At 72.0% G+C, this 23,312-nt stretch carries 21 protein-coding genes and 1 pseudogene; 7 read left to right on the top strand and 15 right to left on the bottom strand.

Annotated elements, in window-relative coordinates:
• Positions 1-80: 80 nt before the first annotated feature.
• The 6 genes from pdxS to pgsA all read right to left on the bottom strand — a co-directional run bounded on the left by pdxS (position 81) and on the right by pgsA (position 5,356).
• Positions 81-995, bottom strand: a complete 915-nt coding sequence (pdxS, locus tag AB0J42_RS26155; RefSeq protein WP_364298785.1) for a pyridoxal 5'-phosphate synthase lyase subunit PdxS — start codon at positions 993-995, stop codon at positions 81-83.
• Between the two features lie 111 nt (positions 996-1,106).
• Positions 1,107-2,123 carry a DUF3048 domain-containing protein gene (locus tag AB0J42_RS26160; RefSeq protein WP_364298787.1) on the bottom strand — a complete coding sequence of 339 codons (1,017 nt, stop codon included), beginning with the start codon at positions 2,121-2,123 and terminating at the stop codon, positions 1,107-1,109.
• Positions 2,124-2,185: 62 nt separating this feature from the next.
• Positions 2,186-2,728, bottom strand: coding sequence for a hypothetical protein (locus tag AB0J42_RS26165; RefSeq protein WP_364298789.1), 543 nt, complete (start codon positions 2,726-2,728; stop codon positions 2,186-2,188).
• The gene (locus tag AB0J42_RS26170) at positions 2,725-3,852 is read right to left on the bottom strand and encodes a glycosyltransferase family 4 protein (RefSeq protein WP_364298791.1); all 1,128 of its coding nucleotides are present in this window, start codon (positions 3,850-3,852) and stop codon (positions 2,725-2,727) included. The genes AB0J42_RS26165 and AB0J42_RS26170 overlap by 4 nt, the downstream gene beginning before the upstream one ends.
• Positions 3,849-4,757 carry a phosphatidylinositol mannoside acyltransferase gene (locus tag AB0J42_RS26175; protein ID WP_364298793.1) on the bottom strand — a complete coding sequence of 303 codons (909 nt, stop codon included), beginning with the start codon at positions 4,755-4,757 and terminating at the stop codon, positions 3,849-3,851. The genes AB0J42_RS26170 and AB0J42_RS26175 overlap by 4 nt, the downstream gene beginning before the upstream one ends.
• Positions 4,754-5,356, bottom strand: coding sequence for a phosphatidylinositol phosphate synthase (pgsA, locus tag AB0J42_RS26180; protein WP_364298795.1), 603 nt, complete (start codon positions 5,354-5,356; stop codon positions 4,754-4,756). The genes AB0J42_RS26175 and pgsA overlap by 4 nt, the downstream gene beginning before the upstream one ends.
• A gap of 165 nt (positions 5,357-5,521) precedes the next feature.
• On the opposite strand from pgsA, the gene AB0J42_RS26185 reads away from it, so the two are divergent.
• Positions 5,522-7,669 (top strand): elongation factor G-like protein EF-G2, encoded by a 2,148-nt coding sequence (locus tag AB0J42_RS26185; RefSeq protein WP_364298797.1) that lies wholly within the window; start codon positions 5,522-5,524, stop codon positions 7,667-7,669.
• Positions 7,670-7,950: 281 nt separating this feature from the next.
• Complete coding sequence (locus AB0J42_RS26190; RefSeq protein WP_364298799.1) at positions 7,951-9,522, top strand: family 10 glycosylhydrolase; 1,572 nt, start codon at positions 7,951-7,953, stop codon at positions 9,520-9,522.
• Here AB0J42_RS26190 and AB0J42_RS26195 read toward each other — a convergent pair whose 3' ends face one another.
• The 4 genes and pseudogenes from AB0J42_RS26195 to AB0J42_RS26210 form a co-directional block, all read right to left on the bottom strand.
• Positions 9,523-10,053, bottom strand: coding sequence for an HIT domain-containing protein (locus AB0J42_RS26195; RefSeq protein WP_364298801.1), 531 nt, complete (start codon positions 10,051-10,053; stop codon positions 9,523-9,525). It lies immediately after the preceding gene.
• Positions 10,054-10,110: 57 nt separating this feature from the next.
• Entirely contained in the window at positions 10,111-10,917 is an 807-nt protein-coding gene (locus tag AB0J42_RS26200; protein ID WP_364298803.1) for an alpha/beta hydrolase, read from the bottom strand.
• Between the two features lie 27 nt (positions 10,918-10,944).
• Positions 10,945-11,358 (bottom strand): hypothetical protein, encoded by a 414-nt coding sequence (locus tag AB0J42_RS26205; protein WP_364298805.1) that lies wholly within the window; start codon positions 11,356-11,358, stop codon positions 10,945-10,947.
• 115 nt (positions 11,359-11,473) lie between these two features.
• Positions 11,474-11,696 (bottom strand): annotated as a pseudogene (locus AB0J42_RS26210) (sigma factor); the annotation flags it as partial.
• Positions 11,697-11,959: 263 nt separating this feature from the next.
• Here AB0J42_RS26210 and AB0J42_RS26215 point away from each other — a divergent pair.
• Positions 11,960-12,682 carry a PIG-L deacetylase family protein gene (locus AB0J42_RS26215; RefSeq protein ID WP_364298807.1) on the top strand — a complete coding sequence of 241 codons (723 nt, stop codon included), beginning with the start codon at positions 11,960-11,962 and terminating at the stop codon, positions 12,680-12,682.
• A 38-nt stretch (positions 12,683-12,720) separates the two neighbouring features.
• On the opposite strand, the gene thrS is transcribed toward AB0J42_RS26215, so the two are convergent.
• Genes thrS through AB0J42_RS26230 form a run of 3 tightly spaced genes read right to left on the bottom strand, consistent with a single transcriptional unit; the run spans position 12,721 to position 16,285 of the window.
• Positions 12,721-14,685 (bottom strand): threonine--tRNA ligase, encoded by a 1,965-nt coding sequence (thrS, locus tag AB0J42_RS26220; protein WP_364298809.1) that lies wholly within the window; start codon positions 14,683-14,685, stop codon positions 12,721-12,723.
• A 45-nt stretch (positions 14,686-14,730) separates the two neighbouring features.
• Complete coding sequence (locus tag AB0J42_RS26225; RefSeq protein ID WP_364298811.1) at positions 14,731-15,351, bottom strand: glycoside hydrolase family 25 protein; 621 nt, start codon at positions 15,349-15,351, stop codon at positions 14,731-14,733.
• A gap of 31 nt (positions 15,352-15,382) precedes the next feature.
• Positions 15,383-16,285, bottom strand: a complete 903-nt coding sequence (locus tag AB0J42_RS26230) for an LLM class F420-dependent oxidoreductase (RefSeq protein ID WP_364298813.1) — start codon at positions 16,283-16,285, stop codon at positions 15,383-15,385.
• Between the two features lie 98 nt (positions 16,286-16,383).
• Here AB0J42_RS26230 and pgm point away from each other — a divergent pair, with 98 nt between their 5' ends.
• On the top strand, positions 16,384-18,024 hold the full coding sequence (gene pgm / locus AB0J42_RS26235; RefSeq protein ID WP_364298815.1) for a phosphoglucomutase (alpha-D-glucose-1,6-bisphosphate-dependent): 1,641 nt from the start codon (positions 16,384-16,386) through the stop codon (positions 18,022-18,024).
• On the opposite strand, the gene AB0J42_RS26240 is transcribed toward pgm, so the two are convergent.
• Entirely contained in the window at positions 18,021-19,262 is a 1,242-nt protein-coding gene (locus AB0J42_RS26240) for a hypothetical protein (RefSeq protein WP_364298817.1), read from the bottom strand. The genes pgm and AB0J42_RS26240 overlap by 4 nt on opposite strands.
• Before the next feature lie 442 nt (positions 19,263-19,704).
• Between AB0J42_RS26240 and AB0J42_RS26245 the strand changes: the two genes are divergently transcribed.
• From AB0J42_RS26245 to AB0J42_RS26255, 3 genes are read left to right on the top strand one after another with little or no spacing between them, the layout of a single operon-like run.
• Positions 19,705-20,841 carry a cytochrome P450 gene (locus tag AB0J42_RS26245; protein ID WP_364298819.1) on the top strand — a complete coding sequence of 379 codons (1,137 nt, stop codon included), beginning with the start codon at positions 19,705-19,707 and terminating at the stop codon, positions 20,839-20,841.
• An 18-nt stretch (positions 20,842-20,859) separates the two neighbouring features.
• A complete protein-coding gene (locus AB0J42_RS26250) occupies positions 20,860-21,591 on the top strand; it encodes an HAD family hydrolase (protein WP_364298821.1) in 732 nt (243 codons plus the stop codon).
• Positions 21,588-21,869 (top strand): DUF4031 domain-containing protein, encoded by a 282-nt coding sequence (locus AB0J42_RS26255; protein WP_364298823.1) that lies wholly within the window; start codon positions 21,588-21,590, stop codon positions 21,867-21,869. Before AB0J42_RS26250 ends, AB0J42_RS26255 begins: the two co-directional genes overlap by 4 nt.
• Here AB0J42_RS26255 and AB0J42_RS26260 read toward each other — a convergent pair.
• Complete coding sequence (locus tag AB0J42_RS26260; protein ID WP_364298825.1) at positions 21,801-23,312, bottom strand: ATP-binding protein; 1,512 nt, start codon at positions 23,310-23,312, stop codon at positions 21,801-21,803. The genes AB0J42_RS26255 and AB0J42_RS26260 overlap by 69 nt on opposite strands.

The raw sequence follows: 23,312 nt of genomic DNA on the forward strand, positions 1-23,312 counted from the left end.
CACGAAAATGGCGACATCCTTCGCGGATGTCGCCATTTCGACAATGAGCGTCGCCGTAGGCGTACGGCGACGCCCGCTGGTTACCAGCCGCGCTCGGCCAGGCGGTGCGGCTGCGGGATCTCGTCGACGTTGATGCCCACCATGGCCTCGCCCAGGCCGCGCGAGACCTTGGCGATGACGTCCGGGTCGTCGTGGAAGGTGGTGGCCTTGACGATGGCGGCGGCGCGCTTGGCCGGGTCGCCCGACTTGAAGATGCCGGAGCCGACGAAGACGCCCTCGGCGCCGAGCTGCATCATCATCGCGGCGTCGGCCGGGGTGGCGATGCCGCCCGCGGTGAACAGCACGACCGGCAGCTTGCCGGTGCGGGCCACCTCGGCGACCAGCTCGTAGGGGGCCTGCAGCTCCTTGGCGGCCACGTACAGCTCGTCCTCGGGCAGCGACGCGAGGCGCTTGATCTCGGCGCGGATGGTGCGCATGTGGGTGACGGCGTTGGAGACGTCGCCGGTGCCGGCCTCGCCCTTGGAGCGGATCATGGCCGCGCCCTCGGTGATGCGGCGCAGGGCCTCGCCCAGGTTGGTGGCGCCGCACACGAACGGCACCGTGAACTGCCACTTGTCGATGTGGTTGGCGTAGTCGGCCGGGGTGAGCACCTCGGACTCGTCGATGTAGTCGACGCCGAGCGACTGCAGCACCCGCGCCTCGACGAAGTGGCCGATGCGGACCTTGGCCATGACCGGGATCGACACGGCGTTGACGATGCCGTCGATCATGTCGGGGTCGCTCATCCTGGAGACGCCGCCCTGCGCGCGGATGTCGGCGGGCACGCGCTCCAGGGCCATGACGGCGACGGCGCCGGCGTCCTCGGCGATCTTCGCCTGCTCGGGGGTGACGACGTCCATGATGACGCCACCCTTGAGCATCTCAGCCATGCCGCGCTTGACGCGGGCGGTGCCGGTGCCGGTGGTCGACGGGTTCTCGGGCGTGCTGGTGGACAACGGTCTTCCTCACGAGCTAGGGGGGAACGGTAAGTTATCAAGCCCATCGTAGGTGGTGAGGCACTCCGCCCCGCATGCCACCATGTCAGTAATGGCGCGAAGTTTTGTACGTCACGGCGTCACGGGCTTGCGGCTGGCGAGCGCCACCCACACCTGTCCGGGCGCGAAGTTCATCGGCTCACCGCTCTGTGTGGTGAACGTCGTGCCGCCCTCTTCCGATTCCCGCTCCCACCTGGCCTTGTACGCCATGCCGTCGCGCAGCACGATGGCCGAGCCCTTGCCGACGGTCTTCACCAGCGGCGTGTAGCTCTGGTTGGAGTCGTGGAACTGCGAGCGCTCGGTCTTGGTGTACTGGATCACGACCGTGGAGGCGCTGAGCTGGCCGCCCTCCGCGGCGATGTCCTTCTTGCCGTCCTGCCAGATCAGCCACCGCTGCTTGTCCTCCGACCAGCGGAAGGTGAAGCGGGCGGCGGGCCATTTGACGGTGTACGACTTACGCTCGACCCCGCCCTCGGCCGGCGGGTCGCCGAAGGTGAAGCCGATGTCCTTGGCCTTGCTCGCCTTGGGCGCGGCGGCCAGCAGCTTCTTGGGCGTGGCGAACAGGTTGTAGGGGGCGTAGCGGCCGGGCTCGCGGAAGTAGGCGCCCGGCACCCGGCTGTCGGAGACGTCGTGCAGCGAGGCCTCGGCGATGAACGGCAGCATCTTGGTCTGCGCGCCGGAGTAGGCGAACGCGGGCTTGCCGAACATGGGCGCCACGTGCAGGTCGGTGATGCGGGCGCTGCGGATCGGGCCGATCTTGGGCGGGATCTTCGAGGAGAAGACCGCGATCAGGCGGGTCAGGCCGGCCTCGACCTGGGTGACGTAGACGATGTCGGCGCTCTTGAGACCCATCTGCGGCTTGCCCGCGGCGGTGTTCTCGATCTTCACGGCGAGCACCGGCCGGAGGCGGTTGGCGGGCTTGCCGGTGAAGGGGTGGAGGTTCTCCGGCGTCGGCTCCTCTGTGGGCACGGCCTCCTCGCTGGCCTGCGGGGGCGGGGCGGTCGGGGCCCCTCCCGACGAGCAGGCCGTGACAGGGAGCAGGACGGCCAGTCCGGCCATCGTCACGGTGATCATCCGGGGTAGCCGCACCTGTACACTCCTCCGCTTTTGCCCAGAACGGATGGAAGCTTACCGGTCTCCCACAAAAGGGGTCATTCGGTTGCCATGGTCGCGGGCGGATTGTCATCGATCTCGAAGAATCGCGGATATTCCGTATGACCGGCCAGCCGCAACGTGCGGGCCAGCCAGCGCCGCTGCGCCGTCCGGGTGACCGCGACCGCGTTGTTGTAGAAGCGGCGCGAGTAGACCACCTTGGCCACCGCCGCGTCCAGCTCCTCCAGCAGGTCGCGCCCGCCGGGCGACTCGGCCAGCTTCTCGCGGAACCTCTCCTGGTCGACCACCGCCCGCAGCGCCCTGGACAGGTCGCTCTCGGCGTGCTCGCGCTCCTCCGGGCCGGCCATCCGCGCCTCGTGCGCGGCCGCCGCCAGCACCAGCGAGGTCGCCGGGTCGAGCAGCCGCGACCCGGCCAGCTCCAGCACCACCGCGCGCCGCCGCACCAGGGCCGCCTCCAGCGCCTCCCGGGCCAGCTCCAGCCGGATGTGCAGCCGGTCGAGGCGGCCCGCCCGCCAGGAGATGTAGACGGCCGTGAGCACCACGACGATGCCCACGATCAGCACGATCGTCGCGGTCGTCACAGGTCTTCCTCCACCCCCGCGCCCGCGGCCGTGACCGTCTCGTAGACCCGCACCACGTCACGCGCCACCGTCGACCAGTCGTACTTCATGACCGCCACCCTGGCCTCCTCGGCGAGCTTGGCCCGCCGCTCCGGCGAGTCGAGCAGCGCGCCCGCCTCCCGCGCCAGCGAGGCCGGGTCGCCGTTGGCGAACAGCGCGCCCGCCTGCCCGTCGCCGAGCACCTTGCGGAAGGCCGGGATGTCGCTGGCCAGCACGGCCGCGCCGGAGGCCATCGCCTCGGCGAGCACGATGCCGAAGCTCTCGCCCCGGGTGTTGGGCGCGCAGAACACGTCGACCGAGTGGTAGGCGCGGATCTTGTCGGCCTCGCTCACCATGCCGAGCACGGTCACCCGGTCGCGGAACTCCTCGCGCACCCGGTCGTAGACGTCGCCGGCGTCGCCGGGCCCGGCGATCAGCAGCTTGACGTCCGGCCGCTCGGGCGCCAGCAGGTTGAAGGCGTCGAGCAGGATGGGCAGCCCCTTGCGCTCCTCGTCCATGCGGCCCAGGAAGCCGATCGTGGCGCCGTCGGGGCCGTGTCCGCCGAGCGGCTCGGCGTGGGTGTAACGGCTGACGGTCACGCCGTTGGGGATCAGTACGGTGTCGCCGCCGAACTGCTCGACCAGGCTCTTGCGGGCGGCGTCGGAGACCGCGATGCGGGCGCTCAGCTTCTCCAGGGCGCTCTGCAGCAGCGGCTCGGCCATCGCGATCGCCCGGGAGCGCGTGAAGGAGGCGTGGAAGGTGGCCACGATCGGGCCCTTGGCCGCCCAGCAGGCCAGCACGCCCAGGCTGGGGATCAGCGGCTCGTGGATGTGGAGCACGTCGAAGCGGCCGTTGCGCACCCAGCGGCGCACCCGGGCCGCCGACAGGAAGCCGAACGACATCCGGGCCACCGACCCGTTGTAGGGCACCGGCACCGCCCGGCCGGCGCCCGTCACGTACGCGGGAAGCTCGTCGTCGTCGCTAGCCGGAGCGATGACGGAGACCTCGTGGCCCTGCTCCATGAGCGCCTGGGCCAGGTCGTCGACGTGCTGCTTGACGCCGCCCGGCACGTCCCACGAGTAGGGGCAGACGATGCCGACCCTCATGACCGCGCGTCCTCCAGCCACAGGCGCTGCAGCATGTGCCAGTCTTCGGGGTGGGCGGCGATGCCCTTCTCGAACACGTCGGCCATCGCCTGCGCCACCGCCGCGACCTTCTCCTGGCGGGTGCCCTCCGCGGGCACCGGGATCTCCTCGTGGATGTGGATGCCCCAGTCGTCGCCCTCGAAGTAGACGACGGCGGGCAGCAGCGCCGCGCCGGTCTGCACGGCCAGCAGCGGCGGCCCGGCGGGCACCTTGGTCTCGGCGCCGAAGAACCGCACCGGGATGCCGTTCTTGGTGAGGTCGCGCTCGGCGGGCAGGCAGACCACGCCGCCCTTGCGCACCCGGGAGGCGAGCGTGCCGAAGTTGTGGCCGTCGCCGCCGGTCAGCGGCAGCACCTCCATGCCGAGCCCTTCGCGGAAGCGCACGTAACGGCGGAACAGCGACTCGGGCCGCAGCCGCTCGGCCACCGTGGTGAACGGGTGGCCGACGCCGACCAGCCAGGCGCCGGCGGCGTCCCAGTTGCCCATGTGGGGCAGCGCCAGCACCACGCCGCGGCCCGCGGCGACGTTGCCGTGGATGTGCTCGGCGCCGGTCACGCGGGTGCGCCGGATGATCTCCGCGCGGTCGATCGAGGGCAGCCGGAAGATCTCGTGGAAGTAGCGGAAGTAGGAGCGCATGCCGGCCCTGGTGAGCTCGTCCAGCTCGGGGCTGCCGGGCCGCAGCCCGGTCACCCTGGCGAGGTTGGACTCCAGGCGGCGCACCGACCGGCCGCGCCGCCGCCACACCCGGTCGGCCAGGAGCCGGAACGCCGCGGCGGTGGGGCGCTCGGGAAGGTAGGGGACCAGCGTCCAGCCCGCCGCGAAACCCGCGGCGACGACGCGATCGGTGACTGACGGCTTGCCGCTCATCGCTCCCTCGTCTGCCGGTGGACATGGACCACGCGCTGTACAACGGTGACGGCCCCGGCCGCGGCGAGCAACCACATGCCGGCCGCCAGGACGTAGGGCACCCCCAGCCCGGAGAGGCAGGCGGCCACCAGGACCACCACCAGCCGCTCGGGCCGCTCGGCCAGCCCCACGTCGCAGGTCAGCCCGAGCCCCTCGGCACGCGCCTTGGCGTAGGAGACCAGCACGCCCGCCACCAGGGCGAAGAGCGTCACCGCCGCCAGCAGGGCGTCGCCTGTGGCGATGAAGTGGAGGATCAGCCCGGAGAAGATCGCCGCGTCGGCGACCCGGTCGAGCGTGGAGTCGAGGAACGCCCCCCACGTGCTGCCCCCTCCCCCGCCGAGCCGCGCCACCACCCCGTCGAGCAGGTCGAACAGCACGAAAACGGTGATCACCAGGGCCCCGGCGGTGAGCATCCCCTGAGGGAAGAAGAACAGGGCGGAGACCACCGTGCCGAGAGTGCCGATCGCCGTGACGGCGTCCGGACCGATCCCGCGGCGGACCAGGGCCCTGCCCAGCGGGGTGAGTATCCGGGTCATGGCCGGGCGCAGGAGTTTGAGCATCGCGCCCTCGATCGTAGGGCATCGCGGCGCCGGTGACTTTCTTTGCCCCGGCCCCCTTGTGATCTGCGCCACATGGGTATTTGGTGAACACACCGCGTCCACGCGGTTTCTCACTCCCCGCGCGGGCGCGGCGTTGGCACGCACACCGACGACGCGGGAGGCGAAATGGCGGACAAGAGCGGGGCCATGGGAGCCGCGGGCAGGGCACCAACGGCCGACAAGGCGGATGCGGTACGCAATGTCGTCCTGGTCGGCCATTCGGGAGCGGGCAAGACGACCCTGGTCGAGCAGTTGCTGGCGGCCACCGGCACCATCCAGCGGGCCGGCCGGGTCGAAGACGGCAACACGGTCAGCGACTTCGACGAGGTGGAGGTACGCCAGCAACGGTCGGTCAACCTGACCTCGGCGCCGCTGACCTTCAACGACATAAAGATCAACCTTCTCGACACCCCCGGCTACGCCGACTTCGTGGGCGACCTGCGCGCCGGGCTGCGCGCCGCCGACGCGGCGCTGTTCGTGGTCTCCGCCACCGACGGGATCGACGGGCTGACCCAGCTGCTGTGGGAGGAGTGCGCCCAGGTCCGGATGCCCCGGGCCGTCGTCATCACCAAGCTCGACCACCAGCGGGCCGACTTCGACGCGGCGCTCGCCTCCTGCCAGGACGTCTTCGGCGACGGCGTCGCCCCGCTCTACCTGCCGGTCGTCTCCGGCGGGACCGTGCAGGGCCTCATCGGCCTGCTGACCCAGAAGTTCTACGACTACTCGAGCGGCACCCGTACCGAGAAGGAGCCCGGCGCGGAGCACGAGCCGCGCATCGAGGAGCACCGCGGCCCGCTCATCGAGGGCATCATCCAGGAGAGCGAGGACGAGTCGCTCATGGACCGCTACCTGGAGGGCGAGCCCATCGACGTCAAGGTCCTCGTCCAGGACCTGGAGAAGGCGGTCTGCGCGGGCGACTTCCACCCCGTGCTCTGCACCGGCCTCGGCGTCGGCGCGGCCGAGCTGCTGGAGCTCGTCACCCAGGGCTTCCCCGCGCCGCACGAGCACCCGATGCCGGAGATCACCACGCTCGACGGCAAGCCGGTCCAGGGCATCGCCTGCGACCCCGACGGGCCCCTGGTGGCCGAGGTCGTCAAGACCACCAGCGACCCGTACGTGGGCCGCATCAGCCTGGTGCGCGTCTTCTCCGGCACGCTGCGGCCCGACATGACCGTGCACGTCTCCGGGCACGGCCTGGCCGAGCGCGGCCACGAGGACCACGACGTGGACGAGCGCATCGGCGCCCTGAGCTGCCCGCTCGGCAAGCAGCAGCGCCAGGTGGGCAAGGCGGTCGCGGGCGACATCGTGGCGGTGGCGAAGCTGTCGCGGGCCGAGACCGGCGACACGCTGTCGGAGGTGGACCGGCCGCTGCTGATGACGCCCTGGACCATGCCGGAGCCGCTGCTGCCGGTGGCGATCCGCGCCAAGTCCAAGGCGGACGAGGACAAGCTGGGGCAGGCGCTGGGCCGCCTGGTCGCCGAGGACCCGACGCTGCGCCTGGAGAACAACGCCGAGACCCGCCAGCTCGTGCTGTGGTGCATGGGCGAGGCGCACACCGACGTGCTGCTGGACCGGCTGGCCAACCGGCACGGCGTCGAGGTCGAGCGCGTCCCCCTGCGGGTGCCGCTGCGCGAGACGTTCGGCGGGCGCACGCAGGCGATGGGCCGCAACGTCAAGCAGACCGGCGGCCACGGCCAGTACGCCATCTGCCACCTGGAGGTGGAGCCGCTCCCGTCCGGCGGCGGGTTCGAGTTCGTCGACAAGATCGTCGGCGGCGTGGTGCCGCGCCAGTTCATCCCGTCGGTGGAGAAGGGCGTGCGCGCGCAGATGGAGCGCGGGGTCCGCGCCGGCTACCCCGTCGTGGACATCAGGGTCACGCTGTACGACGGGAAGGCGCACTCGGTCGACTCCTCCGACATGGCGTTCCAGATCGCCGGGCAGATCGCGCTGAAGGAGGCCGCCTCGAAGGTGCCGGCGCTCCTGCTGGAGCCGGTGGACGAGCTGTCGGTGCTGGTCAGCGACGAGCACGTGGGCGCGGTGATGTCCGACCTGTCGTCGCGGCGCGGGCGCGTGCTCGGCACCGAGCCGGTGGGCCGGGGCCGCACCCTGGTCAAAGCCGAGGTGCCGCAGCTGGAGATCACCCGGTACGCGATCGACCTGCGGTCGATGTCGCACGGCACCGGCACCTTCCAGCGCTCGTTCCTGCGCTACGAGCCGCTGCCCGCGCACCTGGCCGACAAGCTGGCCGACAAGGCGGCCGCGGAGGTCGGCTGAGGACCGGTCGCCGGGAGGCCGGCCCCTCCCGGCCCACCGGTCACCTCTCCCGGCCCACTGGTCACCCCTCCTGACCCAGCGGTCACCCCACCCGGCCCATTGGTCACCCCTCCTGACCCAGCGGTCACCCCACCCGGCCCATTGGTCACCCCTCCTGACCCAGCGGTCACCCCACTCGACCCACGGGTCACCCCTCCTGGCCCAGCGGTCACAGGAACATCACGAGTTGATTTCTTTTTTCGGGGCGAAGCAGGTCGGCACCGATGCGAGACTGTTGCCCTATGCGAACCGGACGCCCACTCCTCGCCGCCACCGCTCTCGCCGCCGTGGCCGTCGCCGCCGCCTACACCTTCGGGCCAGGCGCAGAGGCCGGCCAGCGCAAGCAGGGGCAGGCCAAGAAGAAGACGACCGAGAGCGAGGCGGTCACCGCCGCGTGCACCCCCGACCCGCGCCACCCCAAGCGCCAGCTGCGCGGGGTGTGGATCGCCACGGTCAACAACATCGACTGGCCCTCGCGCTCGGGGCTCTCCCCCGCCCGGCAACGGGCCGAGTACGCCAGGCTGCTCGACGCCGCCGCCAAGCGGAACTTCAACGCGGTGTTCGTCCAGGTCAGACCGGCGTCCGACGCGCTCTACAAGTCGTCGATCGAGCCGTGGTCCCGCTTCCTCACCGGCACCGCCGGCAAGAACCCCGGCTGGGACCCGCTGCCGTTCCTCATCGAGGAGGCGCACAAGCGCGGCCTGGAGTTCCACGCCTGGTTCAACCCCTACCGCGCCGCCTACGACGCCGACGTCTCCAAGCTGCCCGCCTCCCACCCGGCGCGCCGCCACCCGGGCTGGACGGTCAAGTACGGCGACCGCCTCTACTACAACCCGGGCCTGCCTCAGGTGCGCCGGCACGTCGTCAAGGTCGTCACCGACGTGGTGAACCGCTACGACGTCGACGGCGTCCACTTCGACGACTACTTCTACCCGTACCCGGGGCCGGGCGGCACGTTCGACGACCGTGCCGCCTTCCGCAAGCACGGCAAGGGCATGAAGCTGGCCGACTGGCGGCGGCAGAACGTCGACAGGCTCGTGGCGGAGGTGGGCGAGGCCGTCCACGCCACCAAGCGGCACGTCAAGTTCGGCATCAGCCCGTTCGGCATCTGGCGCAACAAGGCGCAGGACCCGTCGGGCTCCGACACCTCCGGCATGTCCGCGTACGACACGATCTACGCCGACGCGAAGGCGTGGATCAAGGACGGCACGGTCGACTACATCATGCCCCAGCTCTACTGGTCGCGCTCGCACAAGCTGGCCCCCTACGGCAAGCTCGCGCCGTGGTGGGCCCGCGCGGTCGAGGGCAGCGACGTCCACCTCTACATCGGCCAGGGCCTCTACCGCGTCGGCGCCAAGGACGAGGCCGCCTGGCGCAAGCCGGGCGAGCTGTCGGCGCACCTCACGCTCAACCGCAAGCACGAGGCGATCCGCGGCGACGTCTACTTCAGCGCCAAGCAGCTGCTGAGCAACCCGCTGGGCGCCATGGACCGGGTGGCCAAGAATCACTACGCCCGCCCGGCGCTGCTGCCGCTGATGGAGGCGCGCGGCGGCGCCGCCCCGGCCAAGCCGTCGAAGGTCAAGGCGGCCGGCACCGCGGTATCGTGGGCGCCGGTGCAGGGGGCTCGCGCGTACGCGGTCTACCGGGTGCCGAAGCCGGGCGGCGACTGCCACACCACCGACGCCCGCAACCTGGTGGCCGTGGTGTCGGACCCGTCGTTCACCGCGAAGTCGGCGGGCACCTATCTGGTGACCGCGCTGGACCGGCTCCACAACGAGAGCGGCGCGGCCCGGGTGAAGGTCGAGGACGCCTGATCAGCCGGGCCAGGCGCCCGCGAGCAGCCGGCGGGTCTCGCTGAGCAGCTGCGGGAGCACCTTCGTGCGCGCCACCACGGGCATGAAGTTGGTGTCGCCGCCCCACCTCGGCACCACGTGCTGGTGCAGGTGGGCGGCGATGCCCGCGCCGGCGACCTGGCCGAGGTTCATGCCGACGTTGAAGCCCTGGGCGCCGCTGGCCTCGCGCAGCGTGCGCAGCGCCCGCTGGGTGAACTCGCCCAGCTCGACGATCTCGTCCGGAGTCAGCTCGTCGTAGCCGGAGACGTGCCGGTAGGGCACGACCATCAGGTGGCCGGAGTTGTAGGGGTAGAGGTTCAGCACCGCGTAGACGACCTCGCCCCTGGCGACGATCAGGCCGTCCTCGTCGCTCATGCGGGGGATGGCGTCGAACGGGCACCCCTCGGGGCCGTCGCCGACGGGCTTGTTCTCGCCCTTGATGTAGGCCATGCGATGCGGGGTCCACAGCCGCTCGAAGTTGTCGGGCTCCCCTGCCCCTCCCTGATCGTGCATATGAAGCAGCATAGGGCCACCGCCGGGCGGGTCATCCGGCACGATCCGGGCGCTCTGTCAGCGGGCCCGCCGGATGCGGCCGGCCAGGTCGGCGACGGCGCCGACGACCTCCGGCCCGGTCAGGAACACCGGATCGTTGTGTCCTGCCCCGTCGATCTCGATGACCGTGACCGGCCCGGCGGCGGCCTCGGCGACCGCGCGGCTCTGCCCTGCCGGCACGATCGAGTCCGCGGTCCCGTACACCACGACGACCGGCGCCCGGACGGCCCCGATCCGCTCCGCGACCGGGAAACGGTCGCGGAGCAGCGCCCGTACGGGCAGAAAGGGGTAGTTGGCCTGCCCCGCCGCCGCCAGGTCGGTGAACGGCGAGCGGAGCACCAGCCCGTCCGGCGGGCGCTCGGCGGCCAGCCCGGTCACCACGGCGGCGCCGAGGCTCTCCCCGAAGTAGATCACCGGCCCGTCGCCGAGCCAGTCGCGGGCCGCCCGCACGTCGAGCCGGAGCCCCTCCTCGGTGGGGCTGCCGGGGTTGCCGCCGTAACCCCGGTAGTCCATGAGCAGCACCGGCAGCCCGCGGGCCGCCAGCGCGCGGGCCAGCGGCGCCCGGTACAGCCGGTTGCTGGCGTTGCCGCCCGCGATCAGCACCCGCACCGGATGGTCACCCGGCACGTACCAGGCGCCCAGCCGCAGCCCGTCGGCGGTGGTGAGCGTCACCTCGCGCGCCCCGGGCACGACCTCGGCGGCGGGCGGCACCGGGGCGGCGTCGGGCAGGTAGATCAGCCGCCGCTGGAAGACCCAGAGCAGCCCGACCAGCAGCACGATCACCGCGAGGACCACGAGGGCGGGGCGGACTCCGGGCAGGTTCACGGGGCCAGTCCACCACAGGGCGGGCGGTCAGTTCACCCGGGTCATCCGCGACTCGTAGCCGCCCCCGCCCGGGTAGACCCAGGCGCCGGAGACCGCGTCGCCGTCGAACGTGCCCCGGTAATAGGCGGGCGAGCCCTTCTCGCCGCCCCAGATGGTGAGCGTGTCGCCGTCGATCTCGTACACGTAGTCGAAGGTCTCGCCCTGGCTGCCGTAGTAGCGGGACGTGACGTCCTCGCCCGGCCCGGCGCCGAAGGGCCGCTCCCGGCCGATCACCTCCATGCCCTTGACCGGCCGTCCGTCCTGCACCAAGTCGATCTCCTGGATGAGGAAGAAGCCGCCGTCGAGCCAGCGGTAGGTGACGGTGCCCTCGGCGCCGCCGGTCACCCGCCAGGTGCCGGCCAGGCGGTCCAGGGCGCGGAGCTGCTTGTCGTCGATGTTCATGTCGCCGTCCTTCGTCGTCGTCGGTGCCCGTATGACGGCGGGGGCGGGCGGAAGGAATCGGTGGACCTCAGAATTTCTCCGGCAGCCCGAACGCGGCCAGCACCTCCGGGCCGGACAGCAGGTCGAGGCAGGCGTTGGTGGCGATCCGGGTAGAGCCAGGCGCGCGGGGTGGCGCGCCCCTCGAACGTCTCGCGCCGCCGCCAGGCCCGCAGCAGCGTCTCCTGCACCACGTCCTCGGCGTCGCTGTACGAGCCGAGCATGCGATAACAGTGGACCTCCAGCTCATGCCGGTGACGCCCCGCCAGCTCGGCGAACCGCTCCCGGTCACCCGCCCGGATCGCCTCCGCCACCTCGTCCACTCGCCGCTCCCCTCCTCGCGCGAGCAAACGTACGCGACGGCACCGACAATCCGGCCGCCCGGACCACCTCCATCACGTCGCTCACCCGCCCCTCGTCGCGAGGCGACGTCCGTGGCGACGCCGGCCATCCGGCCACCCGGACCGCCTCCCCACCTCATCCACCCGCCACCCCCTTCGTCATGCGAGGCAACGTACGCTGCGGCACCGGACAGTCCGGGTGTCCGGCGTCTAGGGTGGCGGGCATGGCTGATCAACTCGAACCCATGCCCACCGACTGGCAGCGGGCGCTCGCCGTGGTCGCCCACCCCGACGACCTGGAGTACGGGTGCGCCGCCGCCGTCGCGACCTGGACCGCGGCGGGACGCGAGGTCGCCTACCTGATCGCCACCCGCGGCGAGGCGGGCATCGACACGCTCGACCCGGCCGAGGCGGGGCCGCTGCGCGAGCGGGAGGAGCGGGCCAGCGCCGCCGTCGTGGGCGTGAGCACGGTGGAGTTCCTCGACCACGCCGACGGGGTGATCGAGTACGGGCCGGCGCTGCGCCGCGACATCGCCGCGGCGATCCGCCGTCACCGCCCCGAACTCCTGGTCACGCTCAACTTCGACGACACCTGGGACGGCGGCGGCTACTGGAACACCCCCGACCACAAGGCGGTGGGCCGGGCGGTGCTGGACGCCGCCGCCGACGCCGGCAACCGCTGGATCTTCCCGGACGCGGGCGAGCCGTGGCAGGGCGTGCGCTGGGTGGCGGTGGCCGGCGCCGACTCCCCCACGCACGCCGTCGACGTCACCGGCGGGCTGGAGCAGGGGGTGCGCTCCCTGCTGGAGCACCGCGCCTACATCGAGGCGCTCACCGAGGACGACCCGGAGACGTACGCGCGCGGGATCGTCGAGGGCTACGCCCGCGAGAGCGCGGCCCGGTTCGGCGGCCGGCCCGCGATCCCGTTCCGCGTGTTCACCTTCTGAACCCCGGCGCGGCACGGCCGCGCCGGGATCCGCACCCGTCAGACCTGGACGCGGTGCTCGACGGCGTCGGCGATCTCGGCGACCGCCTGGTCGACCGGGACGCCGTTCTTCTGCTCGCCGCTGCGGTAGCGGAAGGAGACCGCGCCGTTGGCGATGTCCTCGTCGCCCGCCAGCAGCATGTAGGGCACCTTGGCCTTCTGCGCGTTGCGGATCTTCTTCTGCATCCGGTCGTCGGAGGCGTCGACCTCGACCCGGATGCCGCGCTCGCGCAGCTTCTTCGCCACGTCCTGCAAGTAGGGCACGTGCGCGTCGGCGATCGGGATGCCGACCACCTGGACGGGCGCGAGCCAGGGCGGGAAGGCGCCCGCGTAGTGCTCGGTCAGCACGCCGAGGAAGCGCTCGATCGAGCCGAACAGCGCCCGGTGGATCATGACCGGGGTCTGGCGGCTGCCGTCGGCGGCCTGGTACTCGAGCCCGAACCGCTGCGGCTGGTTGAGGTCGAGCTGGATGGTCGACAGCTGCCAGGTGCGCCCGATCGCGTCCTTGGCCTGCACGGAGATCTTGGGGCCGTAGAAGGCCGCGCCGCCCGGGTCGTCGACCAGCTCCAGGCCCGACTCCTCGGCCGTCTCGCGCAGCGCCTGGGTGGCCTCGGCCCAGTCGGCGGGGTCGCCGATGAACTTGTCGGAGTCGTCGCGGGTGGACAGCTCCAGGTAGAACTCCGACAGGCCGAAGTCGCGCAGCACGCTGAGCACGAACGTGAGCAGGCTCTTGATCTCGCCCGGCATCTGCTCGCGGGTGCAGTAGATGTGCGAGTCGTCCTGCGTCATGCCGCGCACCCGGGTCAGGCCGTGGACCACGCCCGACTTCTCGTAGCGGTAGACGCTGCCGAACTCGCAGAGCCGCAGCGGCAGCTCGCGGTAGGAACGCCCGCGTGCCCGGTAGATCAGGTTGTGCATCGGGCAGTTCATCGGCTTGACGCGGTACTCGACGCCTTCCAGCTCGAACGGCGGGAACATGTCGTCGGCGTACCACGGCAGGTGGCCGGAGGTCTCGAACAGCGTCGACTTGGTGATGTGGGGCGTGTTGACGAACTCGTAGCCCGCCTCGGCCTGGCGGCGGCGCATGTAGTCTTCCATCTCCTTGCGGATGATGCCGCCCTTGGGGTGGAAGACGGGCAGGCCGCTGCCCAGCTCCGGCGGGAAGCTGAACAGGTCGAGCTCGACGCCGAGCTTGCGGTGGTCGCGCTTCTCGGCCTCCTCCAGGAGCTTGAGGTATTCGTCCTGCTTGTCGCGGGACTCCCAGGCGGTGCCGTAGATGCGCTGGAGCTGCGGGTTCTTCTCGCTGCCGCGCCAGTAGGCGCCGCCGGAGCGCATGAGCTTGAACGCGGGGATGGACCGGGTGGTCGGCACGTGCGGGCCGCGGCACAGGTCCTTCCAGCGCAGCTCGCCGGTCTTGGCGTCGAGGTTGTCGTAGATGGTGAGCTGCCCGGCGCCGACCTCGACCGACTCCTCGGCGTCCGCGCCGCCCTTGAGGCCGATGAGCTCCAGCTTGTACGGCTCGCCGGCGAGCTCTTCGCGGGCCTCGTCGTCGCTGACGGGGCGGCGGGAGAACCGCTGTCCCTGCTTGACGATCTCGCGCATGCGCTTCTCGATGCGCTTGAGGTCGTCGGGCTGGAACGCCTCGGCCACGTCGAAGTCGTAGTAGAAGCCGTTCTCGACGGGCGGGCCGATGCCCAGCTTGGCCTCGGGGAACAGCTCCTGCACGGCCTGGGCCAGGACGTGCGCGGTGGAGTGGCGGACGATCGCCCGGCCTTCCTCGCTGGAGATTTCGATCGGCTCGACCACGTCGCCGTCGGCGAGCGGGTGGTCCAGGTCGCGCGCCTCGCCGTTGACGCGGGCGGCGACGACGGTGCGCCCGTCGGCTTCGAGCGCGTCGCCGGCCGTCGTGCCGGCCGCGACCACACGCTCGGCTCCGGCGAGGGTGATGCGTAGCTCGGCTGACACGGTGGGCTCCCTCGGGTAGCGCTCGGTTGGTGACGGAAACCGATGCTATCGCGGGTCGTACCCCATCCTGGTCAGTCTTTTGCGCCCGCCCCTGAACAGGTTCCGGTCGACGGGGCGGCTGGCGTACTGGTGGATGGTCCAGTCGCGCCACGGCGGCGGCACGACCGGCCGGCCGGGATCGCGGTGCGGGCTGGCGATCCAGAGCGGGTATTCGCCCAGGCCGGCGCAGTGGCCCTTCTCGGCGAAGTGCTGGTAGGTGTAGACGAACGGGCGGATCCCGGTGCGCCGCTCCACGAAGCCGCACCAGTAGCGGGCGAAGCGGGCGACGCGGCCGGGTTTCGCCCCGTCGCTGGTCTCGAGGTCGAGCGCGATCAGGTCGCCGCGGCGCAGCCCGCCCGCCGCCCTGATCGTGCGCAGGAAGTGGCGCGCCTGTTCTTCGGGGTCGCCTTTGGGGCGGGCGAAGTGGTAGGCGCCGCAGACGATCCAGTTCTCCCGCATCCGGTCCCAGTTGCGGGCGAACCAGCGGTCGGTCCAGTCGCCGCCCTCGGTCGCCTTGGCGAAGGCGAACGCCACGCCGCGGCGGGCGTGCTGGGCCCAGTCGACGGACTTCTGCCAGTTGGACACGTCGATGCCGTGCAGTACGCGATCGTCCCTGTCGGAGTACACCCTGCCGAATGTAAGGCGGCCCCTCCGCTTATCACCCCTTCGACGCGCCGATGAGCAGCTTGTGAGCGCGTTCGCGGTCGCCGAACACCGCCGCCACGAAGTCGGTGACGCCGGCCTGGGCCAGCGCGTCGAGCTGGGCCCGCACCGCGTCCTCGTCGCCGACGACGGCCACGCCGCCGGGGCCCTCGACCCCTTCCCTGTCGAGCATGGCCCGGTAGGACGGGAGCTGACCGTACATCGCGTACATCTCGCCGGCCCTGGTCCGGGCGGCCTCGGGGTCGTCGGTGACGCAGAGCGGCAGCGCGCAGACCACGCGCGGCGCGGGACGGCCGGCCTCCGCGGCGGCGGAGGCGATGCCGGGCGCGATGTGCTCGGCGACGGTCTTGCGGCCGGTCATCCAGAGCACGGTGCCGTCGGCGACGGTGCCGGCCAGCTTGAGCATGCGGGGGCCGAGCGCGGCGATCAGCACCGGCAGGCCCGTTCCCGGCGTGCTGAGCCGCAGGTTCGCCTTGACCGTCTCGCCGGTGTAGCCGGCCTGCTCGCCGCGGGTGAGGGGCAGCAGCACGTCCAGGTACTCCCGCATGTGCCGGGCGGGCCTGTCGTAGCTGTAGCCGTACATGTCCTCGACGACGATCTTGTGGGACAGGCCGATGCCGAGGGTCAGCCGCCCGCCGAGCGCGGCGTTGGCGGTCATGGCCTGCTGGGCGAGCGCGGCGGGGTGGCGGGGGTAGGTCGGCACGACCGCGGTGCCCAGCTCGATGTCGCGGCCGGCGGCGCTGCCCGCGACGGCGAGCGCGGTGAGCGCGTCCAGCCCGAAGATGTGGGACATCCACGCCGAGTCGAAGCCCTCGTCGGCGGCGCGGGCGATCCGGTCGCGCAGCTCGGGGAAGGGGTCCGGGCCGGAGGGCTCGTTGAGAAGAAGGCCGAATCGCATGCTGACAGAACTCCATTCTAGTCGGCTGGGGCGAGTGTATCCCCGCCCGCGCCGGGTGGCGGCGAAGCCGGGCCGGGCCCCGTTTGTAAAGTGGCCCCATGACCCACGAACGTGCGGGGCAGCCCGCTCAGCCCGCGGATCTGGTGGACGTGCCCCGGCTGGTGACCGCCTACTACGCGACGCGGCCCGACCCAGGTGATCCGGGGCAGCGGGTGGCGTTCGGCACCTCGGGCCACCGCGGCTCCTCGCTGAAGGCGTCCTTCAACGAGGCCCACATCCTCGCCACCAGCCAGGCCATCTGCGAGTACCGGCTGATGCAGGGCACCGACGGCCCTCTCTACCTCGGCATCGACACGCACGCGCTGTCGGAGCCGGCGCGGGTGTCGGCGCTGGAGGTGTTCGCGGCCAACGACGTGCGGGTGCTGATCGACTCACGCGACGGCTACACACCGACGCCCGCCGTCTCGCACGCGATCCTCACCTACAACCGCGGCCGGAAGTCGGGGCTGGCCGACGGGGTGGTCATCACGCCGTCGCACAACCCGCCCTCCGACGGCGGCTTCAAGTACAACCCGCCGAGCGGCGGCCCGGCCGACACCGAGGCCACCTCGTGGATCCAGGACCGCGCCAACCGGCTGCTCGCGCAGGACCTCGACGGCGTGCGCCGGGTGCCCTACGCCAGGGCGCTGGAGGCGGCCGGCCGCTATGACTTCCTCGGCTCGTACGTGGACGACCTGCCCTCGGTCGTCGACCTGGACGCGATCCGGGCGGCCGGGGTGCGGATCGGCGCCGACCCGCTGGGCGGGGCGAGCGTGGCCTACTGGGCCGAGATCGCCGAGCGGCACCGCCTCGACCTGACCGTGGTCAACCCGCTGGTCGACCCGGCGTGGCGGTTCATGACGCTCGACTGGGACGGCAAGATCCGGATGGACTGCTCGTCCCCGTACGCGATGGCCTCGCTCATCGACGGCCGCGACCGCTTCCAGATCGCCACCGGCAACGACGCCGACGCCGACCGCCACGGCATCGTCACCCCCGACGGCGGGCTGGTGAACCCCAACCACTACCTCGCGGTCGCGATCTCCTACCTGTACGAGCACCGCGACGGGTGGCCGCAGGACGCGGGCGTCGGCAAGACGATGGTGAGCAGCGGCATCATCGACCGGGTGGCCGGGGCGCTGGGGCGGCGGCTCTACGAGGTGCCGGTCGGCTTCAAGTGGTTCGTGCCCGGGCTGCTCGACGGGTCGCTCGGGTTCGGCGGCGAGGAGAGCGCGGGCGCGTCGTTCCTGCGCCGTGACGGCTCGGTCTGGACCACCGACAAGGACGGCGTCATCCTGGCGCTGCTGGCCGCCGAGATCCAGGCGGTCACGGGCCGCTCGCCGAGCGAGCTCTACCGCGAGCTGACCGGGAGGTTCGGCGAGCCCGCCTACGCGCGCGTGGACGCGCCCGCGACGCGCGAGGAGAAGGCGGTGCTGGGCAAGCTCTCGGCCGCCCAGGTGACGGCCGACAGCCTGGCGGGCGAGCCGATCACCGCGGTGCAGACGGCCGCGCCGGGCAACGGGGAGTCGCTGGGCGGCGTCAAGGTCGCCACGGAGAGCGCCTGGTTCGCCGCCCGCCCGTCGGGCACCGAGGACGTCTACAAGATCTACGCCGAGTCCTTCCGCGGCCCGGACCACCTCGCCAAGGTGCAGGAGGAGGCCCGGTCGCTGGTCGCCGCGGCGCTCGCCCAGGGCTCCTAGGACTTCGCGAGCACCCGGCCGTCGTCGCCGATGGCCGGGAACGCTCCGGTGTCGACGATGCCGTGCTGGTGGTAGAGCTGCTCGATGAGGGCGTGGGCGGCGGGCTCCAGCTTCCACAGCGCGCGCCACTCGCGGGCGACGGAGAGCGGGATGCCGATCTCCTGGGCGATGTCGACGGTGCGCGGCACGATCCCCTTGGCGATCTGCCGGTCCCAGTAGGCGCGGGCCCGGCGCATGAGGGCCGCGCGCTGGGCGGTGTCGACGACCTGCGGGGTCGGGTCGATGACGGGGATTTCCTCGTCGTCCTCCTCCCGCACCAGCTCGGCGAGCGCGGGCGGCAGCTCGGGCCGGGCGGGCACCGGCTGGTGGTCGTGCTCGGGCTCCCAGGGCACCCGCGGGTCGGCGTCGATGAGGGCGGAGGTGTTGTAGAGCGCGGCGATCTGCGCGAGCAGCGCCTCCTGGCGGGCCGGGTCGACGGCCAGCCCGGTGTGCTCGACGGCCTGGTCCATGGCCTTGTCGAGCTTGGCCAGCGCGGCGCGCATCTTGCGGTCGGAGGCGCCGGCCTCGCGCAGCGCCTTGGCCCGCTTGGCGGCCAGCGCGACCCGGGTGAGCCGGCGGTGCGCGTCGACCTCGCTGGCGGTGCGGTCGCTGACCTCGGCCAGGCCGAGCCGGACCAGCAGCCGCTCGGGGGTGAGCCGCCAGTTGATGCGGCCGGTGCCGCGGATGCGGTGCCGCTCGATCGCCATGCCCCGCTCCCACAGCCAGGCGGCCACCAGCGGGGCGGCGAGCCGGAACACCGCCTCGGGGAAGCTGCTCGCGTCCATGCTGGACAGCACCGCGGTCAGGCAGGTCAGCGCCCACACGGCGATGCCGTCGATGCCCGCGGAGAAGTTCTCCCGCATGTTGCGGCGGGCGCGGACGGCCGAGGTGATGATGGCGACCTCGATGAAGGCGAACAGCAGCAGCCTCAGCGGGCCGTCCAGGCCCAGCACGTCACCGGAGAAGCGCCACATGCCCTGGGCCGAGACGCCGGTCGCGATGGACGCGGCCACGATGGTGAGGACGTCCTCGACGGGACGGGGGGCGACGTAGCGGGCGAACAGCCAGACGACGGCCCGCCATACGGCGCGCAGGGTCACGTAGGCCAGGGCGAGCCCGGCCAGGGTCAGCAGGGCGATGATCGCGGTCGCGAGCGGCTGCTCGGTGATGAAAGCGGTGATTTCCTCGAATGTGGGCATCAGTGGCATCCGTGAGGTGAATCTCGGGGGGCGACGACGAGATCATTGCAGACCGTAGCCACCTTGTACGCAGAACTTCGGCTGCTGCCCTGGTTTGCCCCTGATTCCCCATTCGTCCCACCTGCATCAAAGCAGTAACGGAACGCGCCAAAAATCCCACGGCCGGTGCTCACGGAACGCGCACGCTATCGGCCCGGTTCTTCCCGGCGGTCGGGGCTCCGCCCGCGAACCCTCCCGTCTACGCTCATCACCGGACGGTTCCGCCCGCGGCGAGGTGACCAGGGCTCTTACCGGAGGCTGAGACGAAATCTCGTCCTTTGGTAGGTCACCAGCACGCCATCCGGGTGGGACCATCTACGAGGGATTTATCCCAACATGATGCGATGTATCCCAACGGACGGATTACATGTCAGAGTCAGAAGAGTTTCCTCTCGTCCAGTTCATGCGGGAGAGGTTCGACCCGGCGGAGGAACTCCTCCGCATCCAGGCGGAACACCCCGTCTACCCGATGGAGATCCCGGGCGGGCAGACGGTCTATCTCGTCACCCGCTGGAACGACGTCCGCGCTGTGCTCGGCGACCACGAGCGGTTCAGCAACGACTTCGCCGGCGTCATCGGCCTCGGCTCGAACCAGGAGGACCCGGGCGGCCTGGGCTTCCGGGACCCGCCCGAGCACACCCGGCTGCGCAAGTTCCTGACGCCCGAGTTCACCATGCGCCGGCTGCGGCGGCTGGAACCGCGCATCGAGGCGCTGGTCGCCGAGTGCCTGGACAAGATCGAGGCCAAGGGCTCCCCCGCGGACCTGATGGAGGACTTCGCCCTCCCCATCCCGTCCCTGGTGATCTCCGAACTGCTCGGCGTCCCGTACGAGGAGCAGGCCGACTTCGTCAAGGTGAGCACGGACCGGTTCGACTTCACCGCCGGGCCGGAGGCGTCGCTGCAGGCGGTCAACGAGGCGATGACCTACCTCACCGGCCTGGTCGCCCGCGAGCGGCAGAACCCCGGCGAGGGGCTGCTCGGCCAGCTGCTGCGCGACCACGGCGACGAGCTCGACGACCGGACCCTGGCCAGCATGGCCGACGGCATGCTGACCGGCGGCCACGACACCAGCACGAGCATGCTGGCGCTCGGCTCCCTCTGGCTGCTGGAGAACCCCGACCAGGCCGCCAAGGTGCGCGAGGTCGACGGCTACGTCGACGAGGTGATCGAGGAGCTGCTGCGCTACATGACCGTGGTGCAGGTGGCCTTCCCCCGCTTCGCCCGCGACGACCTGGAGCTGCACGGGCAGCAGATCAAGAAGGGCGAGCTGGTGCTCTGCTCGCTGGCCGCCGCGAACCGGGACCCGAGCCTGGGCCCCGACATGGACCAGGTCAAGCCGGGCCGCCAGACCGCCGGCTCCCATCTGGCGTTCGGCCACGGCATCCACCGCTGCATCGGCGCGCCGCTGGCGCAGATGGAGCTGCGCATCGCGTACCCCATGCTGCTGCGCCGCTTCCCGACGCTCCGCCTGGCCGGCGAGGTCCCCTGGCGCAAGCTCGCCATCGTCTACGGCGTGGAGAAGCTGCCCGTCGCGTGGTGAAGCGGCTACGTTCGCAGGGTGAGCGAGCCTGTCATCGATCTGAGCGGGATCGGGGCCGTCGTGTTCGACACCGACGGCACGGTCACCGACACCGCGCGCGGGCACGCGGCCGCCTGGAAGCACGTGTTCGACGGGTTCCTGCGCGGCCGCTCGGCGCCGTTCGACGTGCGCGAGGACTACCTGCGCTACGTCCACGGGCGGCCGCGCCTCGACGGCGTGCGGGAGTTCCTGGCCTCGCGCGGCCTCACCGCGCCGGAGGGCGAGCCCGGCGACGGGCCGGACGCGCCCACCGTGCACGGCCTCGGCCGCGCCAAGGAGCTGCTCTTCATGGAGCAGGTGGAGCGCCACGGGGTGGCCGCGTTCCCGGCGGCGGTGGCGCTCCTGCACGAGCTGCGCAACCGCGGCGCCCGCACCGGCGGGGTGTCGGCCAGCTTGCACGGGCGCCGGGTGGTCACGGCAGCGGGGGTGCTGCACCTGTTCGACACGCTGGTCGACGGGGGCGACGCGGCGCTGATGAACCTGCCCGGCAAACCGGACCCGGCGCTGCCGCTGGAGGCCGCCCGCCGGCTGGGGGTGCCACCCGTACGGACCGCCGTGGTGGAGTCGTCCCCGGCGGGCGTCGAGGCGGGCAGGAAGGGCGGCTTCGCCCTGGTGATCGCCCTCGCTCCGGTCAGCGAGGGGGCCGGCCTGGCGGTGCGCGACCTGGGTGAGCTGGTGGTGCGGGGCAGGGTCCTACCCTTGTCTCCGTGACGGTGCTCATCGATCCCCCGCAGTGGCCCGGCCCGCGCGGCCTGATGTGGTCGCATCTGGTCAGCGACACCTCCCTGGACGAACTGCACGTCTTCGCCGCGCGGCTGGGCGTGCCCGACCGGGCTTTCGACCGGGACCACTACGACGTGCCCGAGACCCTGCACGCCCTGGCGGTGTCGCTGGGCGCGCAGGCGGTCTCCTCCCGCGAGCTACTGCGGCGGCTGATCGACTCCGGGCTCCGCCGCCGAAAAGTACACGCTGGGCATGCGCGCGGGTGACCATCTGCCGGGGCGCGGCCCGTAGGAGCCGGGCTCGTCGTCCGGCATCAGGTCCTCCGGCTCCTCCCCCGACCCCAGCAGGGTGCGGGTGAGGGCCTCGCGCTCGTGCAGCATGTCGTCGAGCGCCCGGTTCAGGTGGTCGCCGGTGATCTCGGGCCGGTCGCCGTCGCGGGTCAGCGCGTCCAGCACCGCCCGCCGCAGCAGCTCCTTGAAGAACGAGGCGGTCGCGCCCTCGGTACGGGCCACGACCTGATCGAGGTCGGCCCGGAGCGGCAGGCCGCGGGCGTAGAGGCGGAGCAGCGCCGCCCGCCCGGCGGCGTCGGGCCGGGGGATCTCCACGGCCAGGTCCACCCGGCCGGGGCGGTCGGCCAGCGCGCGTTCGAGCACGTCGGCCCGGTTGGTGGTGAGCACGAACGTCACGTCGGCGTCGGCCCCCACCCCGTCCATGGCGTCGAGCAGCGCGAACAGCAGCGGGTTGCCGTCGTCGGTGAACGACCGGTCGCGCGCCACCAGGTCGACGTCCTCCAGCACCACGATCGCCGGCTGCAGCCTGCGGGCGAGCCCGGCCGCCTGCGACACGAACTGGATCGCCGTCCCCGTCATCACGATCACCGTGCAGCCCGTCATCCTGGCCATGAGGTAGCGGACCGTGTGGGTCTTGCCGGTGCCGGGCGGGCCGTGCAGCAGCAGGCCGCGCTTGAGGTGCTGGCCGTGCGCGCGCAGCCGGTCGGCCTGCTCGGCGACGCCGGCGATGTGCCGCTCGATCGTCTCCAGCACGCCGCCGGGCAGCACCACCTGCTCCGGCCGCACCTCGGGGCGGGGCAGGAAGGTGACCAGGTCGTTGCCGCGGTGCTCGCTCCACGCGAACGACAGCACCTGGCCGCGGTAGACGTCGTGCTCGCGCATCAGCCGCTCGATCTCGTCGCGGGCGCTCTTGGCGGCGGCCCGGCCGGGCGCCAGCACGACCACCTGGCAGTTCGGCGACATGTGCTCCTGCGGGCCGCGCAGCGCCAGCACGACGGGCGTCCCGCCGGGGGCCCGGGTGAGCACCAGGCCGAGCGACACCACCTCCGTGGTCTCGTCGGGCCCGATCGCCACGGCCTCGTAGTCGACCGCGCCCGGCTCGTACCGCTCCCACCCGCGGGCGGCGGCGGCGAGCATGTTGACGACGTCGTCGTGCTCGCGGCCCTGCCCGGCGATGCCGAACCACTCGGCGTCCGGGCTGTGCGCGGCCAGGTAGGCGTCGACGCCGCGCTGCAGGTTGACGTGCTCCCAGCCGGGGAACGCCGCCACCACGTTGACCACGTGTTTCAGCTCGCAGCCCAGGTGGCCGGTGACGCGGGTCACCAGCTCGGGCTGCTCGTCGCGGACGAGGGCGCGGTGGGCGTCCTCGATCAGGTCTTTCAGCGACCGGGCCAGTGACCGGGCGTCGGCGGTGTCCAT

It is taken from the genome of Nonomuraea sp. NPDC049649 (assembly GCF_040675175.1).
In the GTDB taxonomy this organism is placed as follows: domain Bacteria; phylum Actinomycetota; class Actinomycetes; order Streptosporangiales; family Streptosporangiaceae; genus Nonomuraea.

Bases quoted from the DNA above. Each gene is read 5' to 3' on its own strand.
- AB0J42_RS26170 (WP_364298791.1), bottom strand. From the start codon at position 3,852: ATGAGGGTCGGCATCGTCTGCCCCTACTCGTGGGACGTGCCGGGCGGC.
- AB0J42_RS26175 (WP_364298793.1), bottom strand. From the start codon at position 4,757: ATGAGCGGCAAGCCGTCAGTCACCGATCGCGTCGTCGCCGCGGGTTTC.
- pgsA (WP_364298795.1), bottom strand. From the start codon at position 5,356: ATGCTCAAACTCCTGCGCCCGGCCATGACCCGGATACTCACCCCGCTG.
- AB0J42_RS26185 (WP_364298797.1), top strand. From the start codon at position 5,522: ATGGCGGACAAGAGCGGGGCCATGGGAGCCGCGGGCAGGGCACCAACG.
- AB0J42_RS26190 (WP_364298799.1), top strand. From the start codon at position 7,951: ATGCGAACCGGACGCCCACTCCTCGCCGCCACCGCTCTCGCCGCCGTG.
- AB0J42_RS26195 (WP_364298801.1), bottom strand. From the start codon at position 10,053: ATGCACGATCAGGGAGGGGCAGGGGAGCCCGACAACTTCGAGCGGCTG.
- AB0J42_RS26205 (WP_364298805.1), bottom strand. From the start codon at position 11,358: ATGAACATCGACGACAAGCAGCTCCGCGCCCTGGACCGCCTGGCCGGC.
- AB0J42_RS26215 (WP_364298807.1), top strand. From the start codon at position 11,960: ATGGCTGATCAACTCGAACCCATGCCCACCGACTGGCAGCGGGCGCTC.
- AB0J42_RS26230 (WP_364298813.1), bottom strand. From the start codon at position 16,285: ATGCGATTCGGCCTTCTTCTCAACGAGCCCTCCGGCCCGGACCCCTTC.
- pgm (WP_364298815.1), top strand. From the start codon at position 16,384: ATGACCCACGAACGTGCGGGGCAGCCCGCTCAGCCCGCGGATCTGGTG.
- AB0J42_RS26240 (WP_364298817.1), bottom strand. From the start codon at position 19,262: ATGCCCACATTCGAGGAAATCACCGCTTTCATCACCGAGCAGCCGCTC.
- AB0J42_RS26245 (WP_364298819.1), top strand. From the start codon at position 19,705: ATGCGGGAGAGGTTCGACCCGGCGGAGGAACTCCTCCGCATCCAGGCG.
- AB0J42_RS26260 (WP_364298825.1), bottom strand. From the start codon at position 23,312: ATGGACACCGCCGACGCCCGGTCACTGGCCCGGTCGCTGAAAGACCTG.